Origin of the sequence: Nonomuraea sp. NPDC049486 (assembly GCF_040676925.1) — a bacterium.
GTDB lineage: Bacteria > Actinomycetota > Actinomycetes > Streptosporangiales > Streptosporangiaceae > Nonomuraea > Nonomuraea ferruginea.
This window is the reverse complement of record NZ_JBFAPV010000019.1, coordinates 1-16,140: the sequence shown is the minus strand read 5'-3', so window position 1 is coordinate 16,140 and position 16,140 is coordinate 1. Positions and strand designations below refer to the sequence as shown.

Here is a 16,140-nt window from a genome sequence, read left to right as displayed (position 1 = left end):
GGGTCTCAACCGCCGGAAAGATACTCGTGCAGGCGTGCGGCGGCCGCCAGCATGGCGGTGGCGCGCTCGGTCAGCTCCTGGCGGCGGCGGGCGATGGCGGCGCGCAGGGCGTCGCTGCTGCCGGTGCGGCGCAGCCCGTCGAGGACGGGCCTGATCTGCGGGAACGGGTGGCGGGCCTGCCGCAGCATGAAGATCATCCGTGCGTCGCGGACGTCGGCCGGCCCGTAGAGGCGGTAGCCGGTGGCCGGGTCGCGGCGGGGCGCCAGCAGCCCCGCCGACTCCCACACGCGCAGGGCCGAGGTCCGCACCCCCAGCCGGGCGGCGACCTCGCCGATGCGCAGGCTGCCCCGGAAGGCTCCTTCCTCGTGGCCCGCCGTCTCCAGCGCCCGCCCTGCCGACTCCAGGGCCGCGCGCCGGCCGTGCAGCTCGGCGTGGCCGGCGTCGACGAGTTCGAGGGCGCGCGGCACGTCGCCGGCGTGCACGGCCCGCATGATCTGGCGGGCGGCGTCCCAGCCGTGGCCGGCGGCCAGCGCCCGGTAGGTGAGCAGCGCCTGCCGGTGGCGGGCGTCGAAGCGGCGGTAGCCGGCGGGCGTGCGCGGGGTGGGCGGCAGGACGCCGTCGTCGGCGTAGTTGCGGATCTGCTGGGTCGACAGGCCCGCGGCGCGCGCCAGATCGATGGGCCGCACGGGCGCCCGCCTTCCACAAACAGGGGTTACGTCGCACTTTAAGGTTATCGACGCCTCCTCCAGGCCACGACCGTGAAACCTTACACTTGCAACTTCAATGACAGACTTGATGGCATGACTATCGCCGACGATCTACGAAAGTCTGATTACCGCGCCGCCGACGGCCACGACCACATCCAGGTGCGCGGCGCCCGGGAGAACAACCTGGCCGGGATCTCCCTCGACATCCCGAAGCGGCGGCTCAGCGTGTTCACCGGGGTGTCCGGCTCCGGCAAGTCGTCGCTGGTCTTCGACACCATCGCCGCCGAGTCGCGGCGGCTGATCAACGAGACGTACACCGCGTTCATCCAGGGGTTCATGCCGCCGCTGAACCGGCCGGACGTGGACGCGCTGCACAACCTGAGCGCGGCGATCATCGTCGACCAGGAGCGGATGGGCGCCAACGCCCGCTCCACGGTCGGCACCGCGACCGACACGTACACGATGCTGCGGATCGTCTTCAGCCGGATCGGCACCCCGCACGTGGGCCCGGCCTACGCCTTCAGCTTCAACACCCCGCAGGGCATGTGCCCCGAGTGCGAGGGCCTGGGCCAGATCACCGACATCGACGTGGACGAGCTGGTGGACCGGGAGCTGTCGCTGAACGAGGGCGCGATCAAGGCGCCCGGGTTCCCGGTCGACTCGTGGTACTGGCAGGTGATGGCGAACTCGGGCTTCTACGACCCGGCGGTCAAGCTGAAGGACTTCACCCCCCAGCAGTGGGAGGACTTCCTGCACAAGCCGACCACCAAGGTGAAGGTCGGCTCCAGCAACCTCACCTACGAGGGGCTCGTGGTCCGGGTGCGCAAGCAGTACCTGGGCAAGGACCGCGAGTCGCTGAAGGGGCAGGCCCGCGCGTTCGCCGACCGGGCGGTCAAGCTGATGCGCTGCCAGGCCTGCGACGGCACCCGGATCAACGAGGCGGCCCGCTCGGCGCGGATCGGCGGGCGCGACATCGCCGAGTGCTCGGCCATGCAGATCAACGACCTGGCCGGCTTCCTGCGCGGCATCGGCGACCCCGCGGTGGGCCCGGTGCTGGACAACCTGCGGGCCACGCTCGACTCGCTGGTGGAGATCGGGCTGGGCTATCTGAGCCTGGACCGGGAGTCGGGCACGCTGTCCGGCGGCGAGGCGCAGCGGGTCAAGATGGTCCGCCACCTCAACTCCAGCCTGAGCGACGCCACCTACGTCTTCGACGAGCCGACCGCCGGGCTGCACCCGCACGACATCCAGCGGATGAACGAGCTGCTGATCAAACTGCGCGACAAGGGCAACACCGTGCTGGTGGTGGAGCACAAGCCGGAGATGATCGCCATCGCCGACTTCGTGGCCGACCTGGGGCCGGGCGCCGGCGCGCAGGGCGGCACGCTCTGCTACGCCGGCGACCTGGAGGGGCTGCGCGCCTCCGGCACCCTCACCGGCCGCTACCTGGACCACCGGGTGACGCTGCGGGAGAAGGTGCGCGAGCCGGCCGGGTGGCTGCCGATCCGCGGCGCGACCCTGCACAACCTGCAAGGTGTGGACGCCGACCTCCCGCTGGGGGTGCTGACCGTGGTCACCGGGGTGGCCGGGTCGGGCAAGAGCTCGCTCATCCACGGTTACGTCGCCGGCCGCGAGGGCGTGGTGGTGGCCGACCAGTCGCCGATCCGCGGGTCGCGGCGGAGCAATCCGGCCACGTACACGGGGCTGCTCGACCCGATCCGGGCGGCGTTCGCCAAGGCCAACGGGGTCAAGCCGGCGCTGTTCTCGGCCAATTCCGAGGGGGCCTGCCAGGCGTGCAAGGGCATCGGCCTGATCTACACCGACCTGGCGATGATGGCCGGGGTGGCGACGGTGTGCGAGGAGTGCGAGGGCAGGCGGTTCACGCCGCAGGTGCTGGCCTACCGGTTGCGCGGCAAGAACATCAGCGAGGTGCTGGAGATGCCGGTGGCCGAGGCGGCCGGGTTCTTCACCAGCGGCCCGGCCAAGGTCATCCTGGACCGGCTGGAGGCGGTCGGGCTGGGCTATCTGGGCCTGGGCCAGCCGCTGACGACGCTGTCGGGCGGTGAGCGGCAGCGCCTGAAGCTGGCGGTGCACATGGCCAGGAACGGCTCCACCTACGTGCTGGACGAGCCGACGACGGGCCTGCACCTGGCGGACGTCGACCATCTGCTGGGCCTGCTGGACCGGCTGGTGGACGACGGCAACACGGTGATCGTGATCGAGCACCACCAGGCGGTGATGGCGCACGCCGACTGGATCGTCGACCTGGGGCCGGGCGCCGGTCACGACGGCGGCCGGGTGGTCTTCGCGGGCACGCCCGCCGACCTGGTGGACTCGGGCGACACGCTGACGGCCCGCCACCTGCGCGCCTACGTGGGCCGGTAGCGCGTCACGTTCTCCCTCCGGGGCGTGTCATGGTGGTGACCGCATCAGTGCCACATGTGACAGCAAAGGACTCGAGAATGCCTCGTACGCCGGCGGAACGGTTGAAGGACACCCTGTCCCGGCTGGAGAAGGACGTGGACGCGTGGGTGGCCACGGCGGGGGAGGGGCCGTGCATGGTGCCGCTGTCGTTCCTGTGGGACGGTGAGACGCTGCTGATCTCCACGGCGGCGCGGACGCCGACGGCGCGCAACCTGGTGGCCGACGGCCGGGTGCGCGTCGGCGTGGGGCTGACGCGCGACGTGGTGCTCATCGAGGGGACGGCCGAGGCGGTCCGGCCGCAGGAGCTGCCGGAGGCGACGGGTGACGCGTTCGCCGCCAAGACCGGCTTCGACCCTCGCGCGCTCTCGTCCCCGTACCTGTATTTCCGGATCCGCCCGGTCTGGGTGCAGGCGTGGCGGGAGGAGGACGAGCTGGCGGGCCGCGACCTCATGCGTGACGGCGAGTGGCTGGACGCCTAGCAGGCGTCACCGCACGCGGAGCCGCGCCAGGTGGTAGTCGAGCGACGCGGTGACCTCTTCGGGGGTGTAGTGGCCGACCAGGGTGGCGTTCACGATGCCCTGTTCACGATGCCCTGGGCGAAGGCGTACAGGATGCTCGCCTCCTTGGCGGCGTCCGGCAGCCGTTCTGTGCCGCCGGGCTGGCGGCGCTGGGCGTGGCGCCGGCCGCGATCCCGTGGCGCCGCCTGACGCCCGCACGGCTGGCCGCCGCGCTCACCACCGCGGTCACCGACCCGGCCCATCGGCCCGGGCCCTGTCGGTCCGGGTCGCGGCGGAGGATGGCGTGGCGCCCGTCGTCGAGGCGGTGAACCGGCGCGGATGTTCGAGCCGGTGAGCGCGGGGCAGGACCTCTGAGGTGACCTGTCACGTGTACGCGGCCGCGCGGGTGTTCGTGCCGGCGCCGCCGGAGCGGGTGTTCGCGCTCGTGACGGACTGGCCGCGGCACCGGGAGTGGATGGTGCTGACGTCGGCGTGGGAGGCCGGCGACCGGGTGGAGGCGTTCACCGGGATCGGCCGGCTGGGTTTCCTGGACGTGATGACGATCACCCGGTGGGAGCCGCCCCACGTGGTGGAGATGCGGCATGTGGGGCGGCTGGTGCGCGGCGACGGGGTGATCCGGGTGCGGGCGTGCGCGGGCGGCAGCCGGGTGATCTGGGCCGAGCGGCTGCGGCCTCCGCTGGGGCCGGTGGGGTGGCTGCTGTGGCCGGTGGCCCGGCCGGTGGTGAACGCGCTGGCCCGGTTGTCGCTGCGCCGGCTGGCCCGGCTGCTCACCTGACGACCCCGGCCCTGACGGCTCACCACCGGCCGGTGTTCAGGTGGCGGGCTCGCCGAACCAGCGGGACAGGTGGTGGTCCAGGTCCTGCTGGTCGTCGCCGATCCAGGCGACGTGGCCGTCGGGGCGTAGCAGGACGCACGGGACGTCCACGCCCGCGGAGGCGTCCGCGAGGTGATCGACCCGGTCCGCCCAGCCGCCGGCGGTCAGGCGTCCGGTGCGGTCCAGCAGCAGGCCGCGGCCGCGGTGCAGCAGAGCGTAGAGGCGGCCGTTCTTCACCTCGACGTCGGGCAGGCGGCGGCCGAGCAGGCCGGGCCCTTCGCCGAAGTCGTAGCGGACGCCGATCGCGGTGATCTTCTCGGTCAGATGGCGGTTCACCTCGTCGAAGTCCATCAGTTCGGTGAGCAGCCTGCGCACGGCCCGCGGGCCCGGTTCGGGGGACAGCAGTTCCATCTGGGCGCGGGTGTTGTCCAGCACGTCCGCGGCGACCGGGTGACGTTCGGCCTGGTAGGTGTCCAGCAGTGTTCCTGGGGCCCAGCCGCGGATCTGTGCGGCCAGTTTCCAGCCGAGGTTGAACGCGTCCTGGACGCCCAGGTTGAGGCCCTGCCCGCCGATGGGCGGATGGATGTGCGCGGCGTCGCCGGCCAGGAGCACCCGCCCGACGCGGTAGCGTTCGGCCAGCCGGGTGGCGTCCCCGAAGCGGGACATCCAGCGCGGGGAGTGCACGCCGAAGTCGGTTCCGGCGATGGCGCGCAACTGCTGCCGGAAATCCTCCAGGGTGGGCGGTTCCGCGCGGTCGCCGGCTCCCGCGGCGGGCACCACGACGCTGTAGACGGGTTCGCCGAAGGGCCGGAGCCAGAACGGCCGGTGGGTCTGGCCGACCTCGGCCACCTTGGCGGCGATCTCCTCCCGCGGCACGCCCACTTCCATCTCGCCCATCAGCGTCTCGGTCCGCGAGGGCTCGCCGGGGAAGCCGACGCCGAGCAGTTTGCGCACAGTGCTGCGCGCGCCGTCACAGCCGACGAGGTAGCGCGAACGCAGCCGTTCCCCGCCGGCCAGCTCGACGGTCACGCCCTCGTCGTCCTGCTCGAATCCGGCCACCGCGCGACCGCGCCGGACCTGCGCGCCCCGTGCGGCCGCGTGCTCCTCGAGCAGGCGCTCGATGACCGGCTGCGGGATGCCCAGCAGATAGGCGTAGGCGGAATCCAGGCCCTGGGGCGGGGGTTTGGGGATGGCGGCGAAGAAACCGCCGGCCGGACGCTGCCGCCCGTGCGGGAGGACGCGGTCCAGCAGTCCGCGCATCGCCATCAGTTCGAGACTGCGCATGTGCAGACCGACGACGCGGACGAACGACGCGGGCTCGGTCCTCTTGTCCAGGACGAGTACCCGTACGTCGTGCAGCCGCAGCTCGGCGGCCAGCATCGCGCCGGTCGGCCCGCACCCGGCGATGATCACATCGTGGGTGAGGGGCGCGCGCCCGGCGCCGGTGACCTGCTGAGAGTGCATAGGTGTCGCCTTTCGGGAGTGCCTTGTCAGCGAGGCGCTCCCGGCGGCCCCTACCTCGGTCGCCCGGCCGTGAAGGGAAGGGGGAGCACCCACATCGCTACAGCGTTCATGGGTCTCACCTCCTCGGGCGGCGTCACGGTCAGCCGCAAACTACAAGCCCGGGCACCCTCCCGTCCAACCCTTTCCCGATGGGCCGGAACTGTCGGCCGCGGTTCCTAGGATCACTGTCCGCGGGCGAATCCCCGCGGGAAGCGGAGAGACCATGGCCATGACGCTGCGATCGTTCAGGGACACCGTGGACACCTATCACGGCGGTTTCCAGCTCGACGACCTGTACGGCGTCGTGGAAGGCCCGTCGCTGTCCGACGGCGTCCTGGAGACCGCGGGCGGCTGGATGCGCGTCGAGAGCGGCGTCCGCCACGGCAGAGCGGACGTCCGCCTGGAAATCTGGGACTCCGACCCGCCGCCCGCCCCCGCCCCGTGGACGGCGGCGGGGGAGAGCGCCTACCTGAGCGCCGGCGGCATCGTGACGATGGGCGACGACGAGGGCGAGCGTTCCCTCGGCGCGCTCGTGCTGGGTCCGCCCTGCTTCCTGTACGGTGTGCGCGCTCATCGCGTGCCCCCGGCCAGGGGCGGCGACGGCGACTTCTGGGAGGACCCCCGGCAGGCCCACGTGCTGTTACGGTTCTGGCCGCTGCGCGACGTCTTCGACCCGGCACTGCACGCGCGCCCCGCGGGGCTGCGCGAGGACGCGGCGGCGCTGCCCTCCGGTTACGTCCCGTCGATGGACTGGCCTGTCCTGCGCGAGCGTACGGCCCCGCCGCCCCGGGACGGATCCGGGCCCGATGTGACCGGCGACCCCTACCCGTGGCGGACCCTCGCGCGGCACCGGTGCCGCACCCGGATCCGCCACGACCTCGACCCCGCGGGCGCGCCGGTCTCCACCGTCCGCAGGCAGGATCTGGCCGCCTCCCGGCCGCCGGATCCCGGGACGTCCCACCGTGTCACCGTTGCTGGCCGGGCGATCGTCACCGTCCTGGCCGCGGACGGCGATCTGCTCACCGTCCGCGACGCGACCCGCGCCGAGTCCGCCCGCGTCGTGGCCGCGGAGCGGGCCCGTCCGGCATGAGGGGCGACGACCGGAGGGTCAGGCGGCCCTGCTGTGGCGGTGGACGAAGCCGGTGATGAGGGCGGCGACCTCGGCGGGCCGTTCGGCGACCATGCCGTGCCCGGCGTCGATCTCGCGGACCTCGATGGCGGGCCGTTCGGCGGCCAGGGCGGCGAGGTCGCGGCGCAGCCCGGCCCGGTAGGCGTCCATGAGCGGGACCAGGGGCGGCGGGACGGGCGGGTTGCGGGTGGCGTTGACGATGAGGAACGGGCCGGTGAGGCGGCGGAAGACGGGCAGCGCGTCGGCGAACTCGGGCAGTTCGCGCAGCGCGGAGGTGACGCCGGGGCCGGGCCGCAGCAGGAAGCCGCCGTCGTGGGGGCGCAGGTTGCGCCGCACCGACTCCTCCCACTCGTCGGGGTCGGCGTTCTGGGCGGCGGCGAAGGCGCGCTGCCCGTCGAGGAAGGTCTCGGCCTGCGCGGCGGTCATCGGCGCGGCCGCCGCCTCGGCCTGCCGGCTGAACATCTCGTGCAGCGTGGCCAGGCCGGCCGTCACCTGCCCGGCGTCCAGGCCGGCGTAGTTGGCGGGGTGGGTCTCGGCGGCGCGGTGGCCGTCGAGGCTGACGGCGGCGGGGCAGGCGGGGTGGCGGGCGGCCCACAGGCCGGCGAGCATGCCGCCCAGGCTGTGGCCCGCCACGGCGGGCTCGCCGAGGCCGAGCGCGGCCACGACGTGTTCCAGGTCGTCCAGGACGGCCTTCCACGTCCACGGGCCGTCGCCGGAGCGGCCGTGGCCGCGCAGGTCGACCGCCACCGCGCGCACCCCGCTCAGATGGGGGGCCACCTGCCGCCAGTTGAGGAGGTTGCCGCCGGCTCCGTGGAGCAGCAGCAGCGGCGGGCCGTCGCCGCCGTGGTCGTGGACGGCGATCGGGATGTCGCCGTCAAGGATGGTCTCCATGCGCCCCTCCGGGGTCGAGTCGTTCGCGGACCGAGCGCGTGGCGACACCCCCGTCCGGGTGCTGCTGGAGCTTCCCGCGCCGCACCAGGTCGTGGACGCCCTGGCGGGTGATGCCGAGCATCGCCCCGGCGACCGCGTACGGGACGCGGTCGGCGGAGGGATGGCCGACGCGCCGGGCGATCGCCCGGCCCAGAGGGGTGCGCCACCACTCGAGCGGCGGGTCGAAGGCGGCGTCGCCGGGGTAGAGGACCGCGATCAGCCGCGCGCCGGTGTGGACGGCGCGCGGCCGGTCGGGCCCGAGCAGGTCGGCCGCCCAGGTGGCGGCGTCGTGCCGCGCCTTCGCGCGCAGCTCTTCCAGGGCCCCCGACGCGCCGTCGCCGAGCAGGATCTCCAGCGGGTCGAGCAGTCTGCTGCTGACCAGCCGGAGGATGTCCTGTTCGAGCGCGCCTTGCTCGTCGTGGGTCACGCCACCTCCCGCCACTACTTGACGTACCATAGCAAGTACTTTACGTCTGACGTCAAGTGGTGGGGGTGTGCCAGTCCCCGACACCACCCGGCACCGGCGCCCCCGGATCGTACGGCTCACGCGTGAACACGAACGTGTTCAGATCCAGATGATCCGGCCCCACCCGCAACGTCTCGCCCGCGTAGTAACCGTCCAGCCCCAGCCACGTGCCGTCGTCCTGCGGCACGAACCGCGACGCCCGCCCGCCACCGGACACCGGCCCCAGCGCCAGCCCCCGATCGGGCAGCAGCCGCAGCGTGTACGGCGCCGGACCCCAGTGCCACAACCCGGTCAGCGCCAGCAGATCCGGGTCGGCGGCACCCGGCACCCACTCCCGCGGCATCCGCGGCTCATGCTCCTCCAGGATGTCGAGCAGATCGAACAGCAACGTCCGCCCCACCCCCGACGTGGCGTTGGCCAGGAACAGCACCCCCGTCGCGGCGGCCGGATCGGCCCACACCGTCGCCAGGAACCCCGGCATCGACCCGGTGTGCCCGGCCAACCGGCGCCCGGCATGCCGCGTCAGCTGCAGCCCGAGCCCGTAACCGCCGGTCCAGGCGTCACCGTCGTCGACCGTCGCCGGCTCCCGCATCTCCGCCAGCGTGCCCTCCGCCAGCACCCCGCCGGTGTCACCGGCCACGAACGCCGCCCACCGCGCCAGATCACCGGCCGTCGACCACAGCTGCCCCGCCGGCCCCATCGCCCCATGATCATGCTCCGGCTCGGCCAGCAGCACGTCGGCGTACGGATGGACGGCGTAACCGACGGCGTGCGGCGGCCGCGGCCGCGGCGTCGTGTCACCCATGCCGAGCGGCTCCAGCACCTCCTCCCGCACCGCCTCCAGCCACGGCACCCCCCGCAGCCGGGCGACCAGCTCGCCGAGCAGCCCGTAACCGAGATTGGAGTAGTGGTAGCGCCGCCCCGGCCGATGCTTGACATGCGCCGGCCCGAGCCTGCCCAGCAGCTCGCCCGCCTCCACGCCCGGCGTGCGCTCCCACCAGTCGGTCGGCGGCTCGGCCGTCAGCCCGCCCGTGTGCGACAGCAGCTGCGCGACCGTGGCCTCCCCGGCCCGCACCCCCGGCAGATGCTTACCGACCGGATCGGCCAGATCGAGCAGGCCCTCGTCACGCATCCGCATGACGACCACCGCCACCATGCTCTTGGTGATCGACCCCAGCCGGTACTGCGTGCCCGGCGTCGGCTCGCCTCCCGGCGGACCGGCCGTCCGGCCGCGACCGCCCTGCCAGGCCACCTGCCCCTCACGCACCACCGCCGCCATGATCGAGGGGATCCGCGACTCGCTCTGTTCGACGGCCAGGCGGCGCATCAGCGCGCGGGCCGTCACCTGTCCCACCTGAGTCATGAACAGCAAGCCTAGGGGGTCAGCGCGGCTCGGCGGCGTCGAAGGCGTCCAGGATCAGCGCGCTGGCGTCCAGCCCCCGCGCCGTGGCGCCCAGCCGCGGCACCTCGATGGGCCCCGGCCAGGTGTGACCGCCGCCGCCGACCGTGTACAACCGGACGTCCGCCCCCGCCGCGCACCCGTCCCACGCACGCAGCTCGACCGACCGTACGGGAGAGCTCACCCGCGGCTCCGGGCAGCCGAGCGCCTCCGCCCACCCCTCGGCGCTCCGGCGCACCGGCGGCAGCTTCACCATGTCGGCCAGCTTGCGCAGGTCACCGGTGGCGTCCCGCAGCGGATGCCCGCCCCCGTACGGGACGGTCCGGTCGGCGGTGCCGTGGAAGGACACCAGCGTCACCGGCGGCGGCTCCGGGCACGGCCGCACCAGGCTCAGCCCGGCCACCGCCGCCACTCCGGCCAGCCGCCCATCCATCGAGCACGCCAGCGCCGCCGCCATCCCGCCCCCGTACGACAGCCCGGCCGCGAACTGGCGCCGCCGGTCCACGCACAACTCCTGCTCCAGCCGGTCCAGCAGCGCCCCCAGGAACCCGGTGTCGTCGGGCCCGAACCCGTTCGGCAGCGTCCAGGCGAGCCTGCCCTTGGCCACCTGCGGGGTGGCCACGACGTAGCCGCGCTCGGCGCCCACCCGCGGCAGCCGGCTGTAGGCGGCCTGCTCACGCGCGCTGGAACCCAGCCCGTGCAGGTTCAGCAGCACCGGATGCGGGCCGTCCCCCTCGGGCAGCGCCAGCAGGAACACCCGCTCCAGCCCGCCGAACTCGATCGTGTGCCGCCCCTCCGCGAGCCGCGGCCCGCCCGCGCAGCCGTCCGGCGGGGGAGCGGCGGTGGGGACGGCGGTGGGCGCGGCCGACGGCCGCTCCGGCGTCCGCCCGGAACAGCCGGCGGCCGTCACCACCACCAGCATCGCCGTCAGCAGCGCCACGCCGACGCCCCGCCCTCCGCCCATGGCACCTCCCGCCCTCCCCAGGCAGTCCGCGGGAGATCCCGTCAGGACACCAACCTCAGCCCCACCACACCCGCGACGATCAGCATCAGGCACACCAGCCGGGCGGCCGTGACCGCCTCACCGAGGAACACCATCCCGTACACCGCGGTGCAGACCGCGCCGATCCCCACCCACACCGCGTAACCCGTGCCGACCGGGATCGTCCGCAGCGCGTACCCCAGCCCCGCCATGCTGACCGCCAGCGCCGCCACGAACAGCAGCGCGGGACGCAACCGCGACAACCCCTGCGACGAAGCCAGAGCCGCCGCCCACACCGCTTCCAGCACCCCGGACACGACCAGCACGATCCACGCCACGACACGCACCTCCGCAGGAGAACAGACCAAGGTCCACGTCGTCTTGTCATGCCGGGTACGACGCGCTCGTCCGGGGCGTGACCCGCAGCGGGCAGCCACCCGCCACGCTACCAGCCGCCCCCCGCCGCGCCGGGGGAGGTGTCGCGGCGGTGAAGATCTGTCCTAGTCTCCTCCGTGTGGGCAGGCCTGAAGAGAGCCGGGACGGCGGCTCCAAAGACGTCGGCACCAACCTGAACGCCGTGCTCGAACGCATCACCTACGCCGACGAGGACAGCGGCTACACCATCGCGCGCGTCACCACCGGCCGCTCCGCCACCGAACTGCTCACCGTCGTCGGCCCCCTGCTCGGCGCCCAGGTGGGGGAGTCGCTCCGGCTGACCGGCCGCTGGACCTCCCACCCCCGCTACGGCCGCCAGTTCGAGGTCTGGTCCTACACCACCGTCCTGCCCGCCACCGTCCAGGGCATCCGCCGCTACCTCGGCTCCGGCCTCATCAAAGGCATCGGCCCCAAAATGGCCGAACGGATCGTCGACCACTTCGGCACCGCCACCCTCGACGTCATCGAGAAGGAACCCGCCCGCCTGACCGAAGTGCCCGGCCTCGGCCCCAAACGCACCCGCATGATCGCCGACGCCTGGGAAGAACAGAAGATCATCAAAGAGGTGATGGTGTTCCTCCAGGGCGTCGGCGTGTCCACCTCCATCGCCGTGCGCATCTTCAAGCAGTACGGCGAACGCAGCGTCGAAGTCGTGCGCACCGAACCGTACCGGCTGGCCGACGACGTGTGGGGGATCGGCTTCAAGACCGCCGACACCATCGCCCAGGCCGTCGGCATCCCGCACGACAGCCCCGAACGCGTCAAGGCCGGACTGCGCTACACCCTGTCCCAGGCCGCCGACGACGGCCACTGCTACCTGCCCGCCCCCAACCTGACCGCCGACGCCGTCAAGATCCTCGACGTGCCCGCCCCGCTCACCGCCACCTGCCTGGAAGAGCTCGCCGCCGCCGAAGGCGTCGTCCGCGAGCAGGTGCCCGCCGGCGACAACGACGTCCCCGCCGTCTACCTGCCGCCCTTCCACCGGGCCGAGCAGTCGCTGGCCGGCTCCCTGCTCGCCCTCCTGCACCACGGCCACGACCGGCTCAAGGCGTTCGCCGACGTCGACTGGGCCAAGGCCGAGACCTGGCTGCGCGAACGCACCGGCGCCGACCTCGCCGGCGAGCAGCGCCAGGCCGTCCGCCTGGCCCTCACCCACAAGGTCGCCGTGCTGACCGGCGGCCCCGGCTGCGGCAAGAGCTTCACCGTCCGCTCCATCGTCACCCTGGCCCGCGCCAAACGCGCCAAGGTCATCCTCGCCGCCCCCACCGGCCGCGCCGCCAAACGCCTGTCCGAGCTCACCGGCCACGAGGCCACCACCGTCCACCGGCTGCTGCAGCTGCGCCCCGGCGGCAACGCCGCCTACGACCGCGACAACCCCCTGGACGCCGACCTCGTCGTCGTCGACGAAGCCTCCATGCTGGACGTGCTGCTCGCCAACCGCCTCGTCAAGGCCGTCGCCCCCGGCGCCCACCTGCTGTTCGTCGGCGACGTCGACCAGCTGCCGTCCGTCGGCGCCGGCGAGGTCCTCAAAGACCTGCTCGCCGCCGCCGACATCCCCCGCGTACGGCTCACCCAGGTGTTCCGGCAGGCCGCCGAGTCCGGCGTCGTCGTCAACGCCCACCGCGTCAACTCCGGCCTGCAGCCCCAGCTCGCCGGCCTCGACGACTTCTTCCTCTTCCCCTGCGAGGAACCCGACGACATCGCCGCCCTGACCGTCGACGTGGCCGCCCGCCGCATCCCGCGCCGCTTCGGCCTCGACCCCCGCCGCGACATCCAGGTCCTGGCCCCGATGCACCGCGGCGCGGCCGGCGCCGGCGCACTCAACGCCGCCCTGCAGGAAGCCCTCACCCCCGCCCGCGACGGCGCCCCCGAACGCCGCCACGGCGGCCGCGTCTTCCGCGTCGGCGACAAGGTCACCCAGCTGCGCAACAACTACGACAAGGGCGCCGCCGGCGTGTTCAACGGCACCGTCGGCGTCGTCGCCGACATCCGGCCCGACGACCACGCGCTCACCGTCCTGACCGACGAGGACGAACGCGTCGACTACGCCTTCGACGAACTCGACGAGCTCGCCCACGCCTACGCCGTGTCCATCCACCGCTCCCAGGGCAGCGAATACCCCGCCGTGGTCATCCCGCTGGCCACCAGCGCCTGGATGATGCTGCAGCGCAACCTCCTCTACACCGCCATCACCCGCGCCAAGAAGCTCGTCGTCATCGTCGGCTCCCGCCGCGCCCTGGCCCAGGCCGTCCGCACCCGCGGCGCCGGCCGCCGCCACACCGGCCTCACCCACCGCCTCACCCGCCGCGACTGACCCCGTACGGCCCGGCCGCGAGTTTTTCCCTCCACCCGGCGGCGCGCTGACCAGCGACTCACCGCCAGAAGTGATCGAAATGTGACTGAACTCTCCGAAACCAACGCTCGTCTTACATGCAGGAGCATTAAGGTCTTTTAGTGCAGTGCATGTAAGTGGGGAGAGGTTCACTTGACCATCACAACACCCTGGAGGAAGACCGCCACAGGGGTCGCCCTGCTCGCCGCCGCGACCCTGACCGCCTCCTGCTCCGCCGCCGGCGGCACCACCCCGGCAGCCTCCGAGGCCACCACCTCCGCCACCCCCGAACCCCCCACCATCACCATCACCCCCGCCCAGGGCAGCACCAAGGTCAACCCCGGCAAACGCATCGTCGTCACCGCCGAAGGCGGCACCCTCGACGACGTCACCGTCCAAACCGGCGGCCAGCAGCTCGAAGGCACCTTCAACACCGACCGCACCAAATGGGTCTCCAAAACCGCGCTCAAGCCGGCCACCGACTACAACGTCGCCGCCACCGCCGGCGCGGCCACCGCCGCCAGCGCCTTCACCACCCGCAAACCCGACCGCGTCCTGCAAATCACCGACGTCACCCCCAACATCAAGGGCGAAACCGTCGGCATCGGCATGCCGATCATGGTCAGGTTCAACCAGCCCGTCGCCAACAAGGCCGCCGTCGAACGCGCCCTGACGGTCGAAGCCGAAAAACCCGTCGACGGCGCCTGGCGATGGATCGACGACTCCTACGCCATCTACCGCCCCGCCAAATACTGGGCCCCCAACCAGACCGTCAGCTTCAACGCCGCCCTCGACGGCGTCAAGGCCGGCAAAGACCTGTGGGGCATGAAGAACTACGACTACGCCATCGACATCGGCGACAAGGTCATCAGCAAGGTCGACGCCGCCAAGCACATGATGTACGTCTACCGCAACGGCAAACGCGTCCAGACCATGGCCATCAGCGCCGGCAAGGCCACCACCCGCGAATACACCACCACCAGCGGCGTCCACCTCACCATGGAACGCGTCAACCCCGTCCGCATGATCTCCCCAGGACGCGAGAAGGGCGACCCCGGCTACTACGACGTCATGGTCGACCACGCCGTCCGCATCTCCAACAGCGGCGAATACGTCCACGCCAAGAACAACGTCTGGGCCCAGGGCCGCCAGAACGTCAGCCACGGCTGCATCAACGCCCGCCCCGACCAGGCCAAGTGGTACTACGACAACTTCCAGCGCGGCGACATCGTCGAGATCAAGGGCACCGACCGCGAACTCGAATGGAACAACGGCTGGGGCTTCTGGCAGATGTCCTTCAAACAGTGGAAGCAAGGCAGCGCACTCAAGAACCAGACCTGAGCCCGGCCTGACACCCCCCGCACGACCCCACGCGCGGGGGAGCGGTCACACCAGCGCCAACTGCCCGAACCACGGATCACGCGGCTCCGGCTCACCCGGCCCGCACCGCATCCCGTACACCCGGCACAACTGCGCGATCTGCCCCAGAATCCGCTCCTCATAAGCGGGGGAGGGCAACCCGTCACGCCCGTACAACTCCTCATAACGCGCCACCAGCCCAGGATGCGCCTGCTCCAGCCACGCCCCGAACCACGACCGCGTCCCCGCCGGCAGCCGCAACACCACCGGCTCCACCGACCGCACCCCCGCCTGCCCGATCCGCCGCACCGTCGCCGCCAGCTGATCAGAACCATCACTCAGCAACGGCAGCACCGGCCCCATCAACACCCGGCAATCCACCCCCGCCTCCACCAGCGACGCCACCAGCTCCAACCGCGCCTGCGCCCCCACCGCACCCGGCTCCACCGCCCGCCGGATCCGCTCGTCGACGAACGCGATCGACACCGCCACCCGCACCCCGCACTCCGCCAGCAACGCCGCATCCCGCAACACCAGCGGACTGCGCGTATAAACCGTCGCCGGCACCCCCGCCTCCGCCAGCGCCGTCACCACCCCCGGCATCAACCGGTACGTCTCCTCCGCCGGCTGATAACAGTCACCACTCACCCCCACCGCCAGCGGCTCACCACCCCACCGCGCCAGCTCCGCCCGCAACCGCGCCACCACATTCGGCTTCACCACGACCCGCGAGTCGAAATCACGCCCCGCGTCCAGCCCCAGCCGCCGATGCCCCCCACGCGCACCACAACCCAGGCACGCGTGAACACACCCCCGATACGGCGACACCGCCCACCGCTGCGCGATCCCCGCCGTCCGCGCCACCCGCTCGATCACCACACGCGCCTGCAGCTCGTAGAAACCGTCACGCACCACGGCACGCCGCTCAATCAGCGGCCGCTCATCGGCCGCCTCCACCAGAGGCTGCGCGTCCCAACCCACCGACCAAGTGGAACACGCATTCGACACCCTTTTCAACCCGGCCCACCACCCCACCCGGACGCACACTGTCCATCCCCTGAAAGCGTGGAGACTCGGTTATGCGGCGATGGTCTCCTGAGACTTCGCCTTGGTGGCTGTTCGCGCGGTCATGATCTGCTGCT

15 protein-coding genes and 1 riboswitch are annotated in these 16,140 nt (G+C 72.5%); of the genes, 6 read left to right on the top strand and 9 right to left on the bottom strand.

Going from position 1 to position 16,140, the window contains the following annotated elements; all coding sequences use genetic code 11:
* Positions 1–5: 5 nt before the first annotated feature.
* On the bottom strand, positions 6–686 hold the full coding sequence (locus AB0K05_RS38290) for a MerR family transcriptional regulator (protein ID WP_364235977.1): 681 nt from the start codon (positions 684–686) through the stop codon (positions 6–8).
* Positions 687–800: 114 nt separating this feature from the next.
* On the opposite strand from AB0K05_RS38290, the gene AB0K05_RS38285 reads away from it, so the two are divergent.
* Both AB0K05_RS38285 and AB0K05_RS38280 read left to right on the top strand, forming a co-directional pair.
* A complete protein-coding gene (locus AB0K05_RS38285; RefSeq protein WP_364235974.1) occupies positions 801–3,092 on the top strand; it encodes an excinuclease ABC subunit UvrA in 2,292 nt (763 codons plus the stop codon).
* Between the two features lie 77 nt (positions 3,093–3,169).
* Positions 3,170–3,610 carry a pyridoxamine 5'-phosphate oxidase family protein gene (locus AB0K05_RS38280; protein WP_219546377.1) on the top strand — a complete coding sequence of 147 codons (441 nt, stop codon included), beginning with the start codon at positions 3,170–3,172 and terminating at the stop codon, positions 3,608–3,610.
* Between the two features lie 89 nt (positions 3,611–3,699).
* Here the strand turns inward: AB0K05_RS38280 and AB0K05_RS38275 are convergent, their stop codons facing one another.
* Positions 3,700–3,891, bottom strand: a complete 192-nt coding sequence (locus AB0K05_RS38275; protein WP_271277564.1) for a hypothetical protein — start codon at positions 3,889–3,891, stop codon at positions 3,700–3,702.
* Between the two features lie 113 nt (positions 3,892–4,004).
* On the opposite strand from AB0K05_RS38275, the gene AB0K05_RS38270 reads away from it, so the two are divergent.
* Positions 4,005–4,424, top strand: coding sequence for an SRPBCC family protein (locus tag AB0K05_RS38270; protein ID WP_271277563.1), 420 nt, complete (start codon positions 4,005–4,007; stop codon positions 4,422–4,424).
* 36 nt (positions 4,425–4,460) lie between these two features.
* Here AB0K05_RS38270 and rox read toward each other — a convergent pair whose 3' ends face one another.
* The gene (rox, locus tag AB0K05_RS38265; RefSeq protein WP_364235970.1) at positions 4,461–5,927 is read right to left on the bottom strand and encodes a rifampin monooxygenase; all 1,467 of its coding nucleotides are present in this window, start codon (positions 5,925–5,927) and stop codon (positions 4,461–4,463) included.
* 262 nt (positions 5,928–6,189) lie between these two features.
* Between rox and AB0K05_RS38260 the strand changes: the two genes are divergently transcribed.
* Positions 6,190–7,056 carry a hypothetical protein gene (locus AB0K05_RS38260; RefSeq protein ID WP_364235967.1) on the top strand — a complete coding sequence of 289 codons (867 nt, stop codon included), beginning with the start codon at positions 6,190–6,192 and terminating at the stop codon, positions 7,054–7,056.
* Positions 7,057–7,074: 18 nt separating this feature from the next.
* On the opposite strand, the gene AB0K05_RS38255 is transcribed toward AB0K05_RS38260, so the two are convergent.
* Genes AB0K05_RS38255 through AB0K05_RS38235 form a run of 5 tightly spaced genes read right to left on the bottom strand, consistent with a single transcriptional unit; the run spans position 7,075 to position 11,210 of the window.
* On the bottom strand, positions 7,075–7,986 hold the full coding sequence (locus tag AB0K05_RS38255; RefSeq protein ID WP_364235964.1) for an alpha/beta hydrolase: 912 nt from the start codon (positions 7,984–7,986) through the stop codon (positions 7,075–7,077).
* Positions 7,970–8,452, bottom strand: a complete 483-nt coding sequence (locus AB0K05_RS38250) for a hypothetical protein (protein ID WP_364235961.1) — start codon at positions 8,450–8,452, stop codon at positions 7,970–7,972. The genes AB0K05_RS38255 and AB0K05_RS38250 overlap by 17 nt, the downstream gene beginning before the upstream one ends.
* A 52-nt stretch (positions 8,453–8,504) precedes the next feature.
* Positions 8,505–9,854 carry a serine hydrolase domain-containing protein gene (locus AB0K05_RS38245; RefSeq protein WP_364235958.1) on the bottom strand — a complete coding sequence of 450 codons (1,350 nt, stop codon included), beginning with the start codon at positions 9,852–9,854 and terminating at the stop codon, positions 8,505–8,507.
* A gap of 19 nt (positions 9,855–9,873) precedes the next feature.
* Positions 9,874–10,854 (bottom strand): hypothetical protein, encoded by a 981-nt coding sequence (locus AB0K05_RS38240; RefSeq protein ID WP_364235955.1) that lies wholly within the window; start codon positions 10,852–10,854, stop codon positions 9,874–9,876.
* Between the two features lie 41 nt (positions 10,855–10,895).
* On the bottom strand, positions 10,896–11,210 hold the full coding sequence (locus AB0K05_RS38235; protein ID WP_219546386.1) for an SMR family transporter: 315 nt from the start codon (positions 11,208–11,210) through the stop codon (positions 10,896–10,898).
* Between the two features lie 32 nt (positions 11,211–11,242).
* A riboswitch (guanidine-III (ykkC-III) riboswitch) is annotated at positions 11,243–11,308 on the bottom strand.
* A 141-nt stretch (positions 11,309–11,449) separates the two neighbouring features.
* On the opposite strand from AB0K05_RS38235, the gene AB0K05_RS38230 reads away from it, so the two are divergent.
* Together AB0K05_RS38230 and AB0K05_RS38225 are read left to right on the top strand one after the other, a co-directional pair.
* Positions 11,450–13,621 (top strand): ATP-dependent RecD-like DNA helicase, encoded by a 2,172-nt coding sequence (locus tag AB0K05_RS38230; protein ID WP_364236192.1) that lies wholly within the window; start codon positions 11,450–11,452, stop codon positions 13,619–13,621.
* 171 nt (positions 13,622–13,792) lie between these two features.
* The gene (locus AB0K05_RS38225; RefSeq protein ID WP_364235952.1) at positions 13,793–14,980 is read left to right on the top strand and encodes an Ig-like domain-containing protein; all 1,188 of its coding nucleotides are present in this window, start codon (positions 13,793–13,795) and stop codon (positions 14,978–14,980) included.
* A 45-nt stretch (positions 14,981–15,025) separates the two neighbouring features.
* Here the strand turns inward: AB0K05_RS38225 and AB0K05_RS38220 are convergent, their stop codons facing one another.
* Positions 15,026–15,979: a radical SAM protein gene (locus tag AB0K05_RS38220; RefSeq protein WP_271277554.1), complete on the bottom strand. Its 954-nt coding sequence runs from the start codon at positions 15,977–15,979 to the stop codon at positions 15,026–15,028.
* Positions 15,980–16,140: the final 161 nt, after the last annotated feature.

Excerpts from the sequence above, each read along its gene's own strand:
- rox (WP_364235970.1), bottom strand. The coding sequence starts at position 5,927 with ATGCACTCTCAGCAGGTCACCGGCGCCGGGCGCGCGCCCCTCACCCAC.
- AB0K05_RS38285 (WP_364235974.1), top strand. The coding sequence starts at position 801 with ATGACTATCGCCGACGATCTACGAAAGTCTGATTACCGCGCCGCCGAC.
- AB0K05_RS38280 (WP_219546377.1), top strand. The coding sequence starts at position 3,170 with ATGCCTCGTACGCCGGCGGAACGGTTGAAGGACACCCTGTCCCGGCTG.
- AB0K05_RS38260 (WP_364235967.1), top strand. The coding sequence starts at position 6,190 with ATGGCCATGACGCTGCGATCGTTCAGGGACACCGTGGACACCTATCAC.
- AB0K05_RS38275 (WP_271277564.1), bottom strand. The coding sequence starts at position 3,891 with ATGGGCCGGGTCGGTGACCGCGGTGGTGAGCGCGGCGGCCAGCCGTGC.
- AB0K05_RS38245 (WP_364235958.1), bottom strand. The coding sequence starts at position 9,854 with ATGACTCAGGTGGGACAGGTGACGGCCCGCGCGCTGATGCGCCGCCTG.
- AB0K05_RS38240 (WP_364235955.1), bottom strand. The coding sequence starts at position 10,854 with ATGGGCGGAGGGCGGGGCGTCGGCGTGGCGCTGCTGACGGCGATGCTG.
- AB0K05_RS38255 (WP_364235964.1), bottom strand. The coding sequence starts at position 7,986 with ATGGAGACCATCCTTGACGGCGACATCCCGATCGCCGTCCACGACCAC.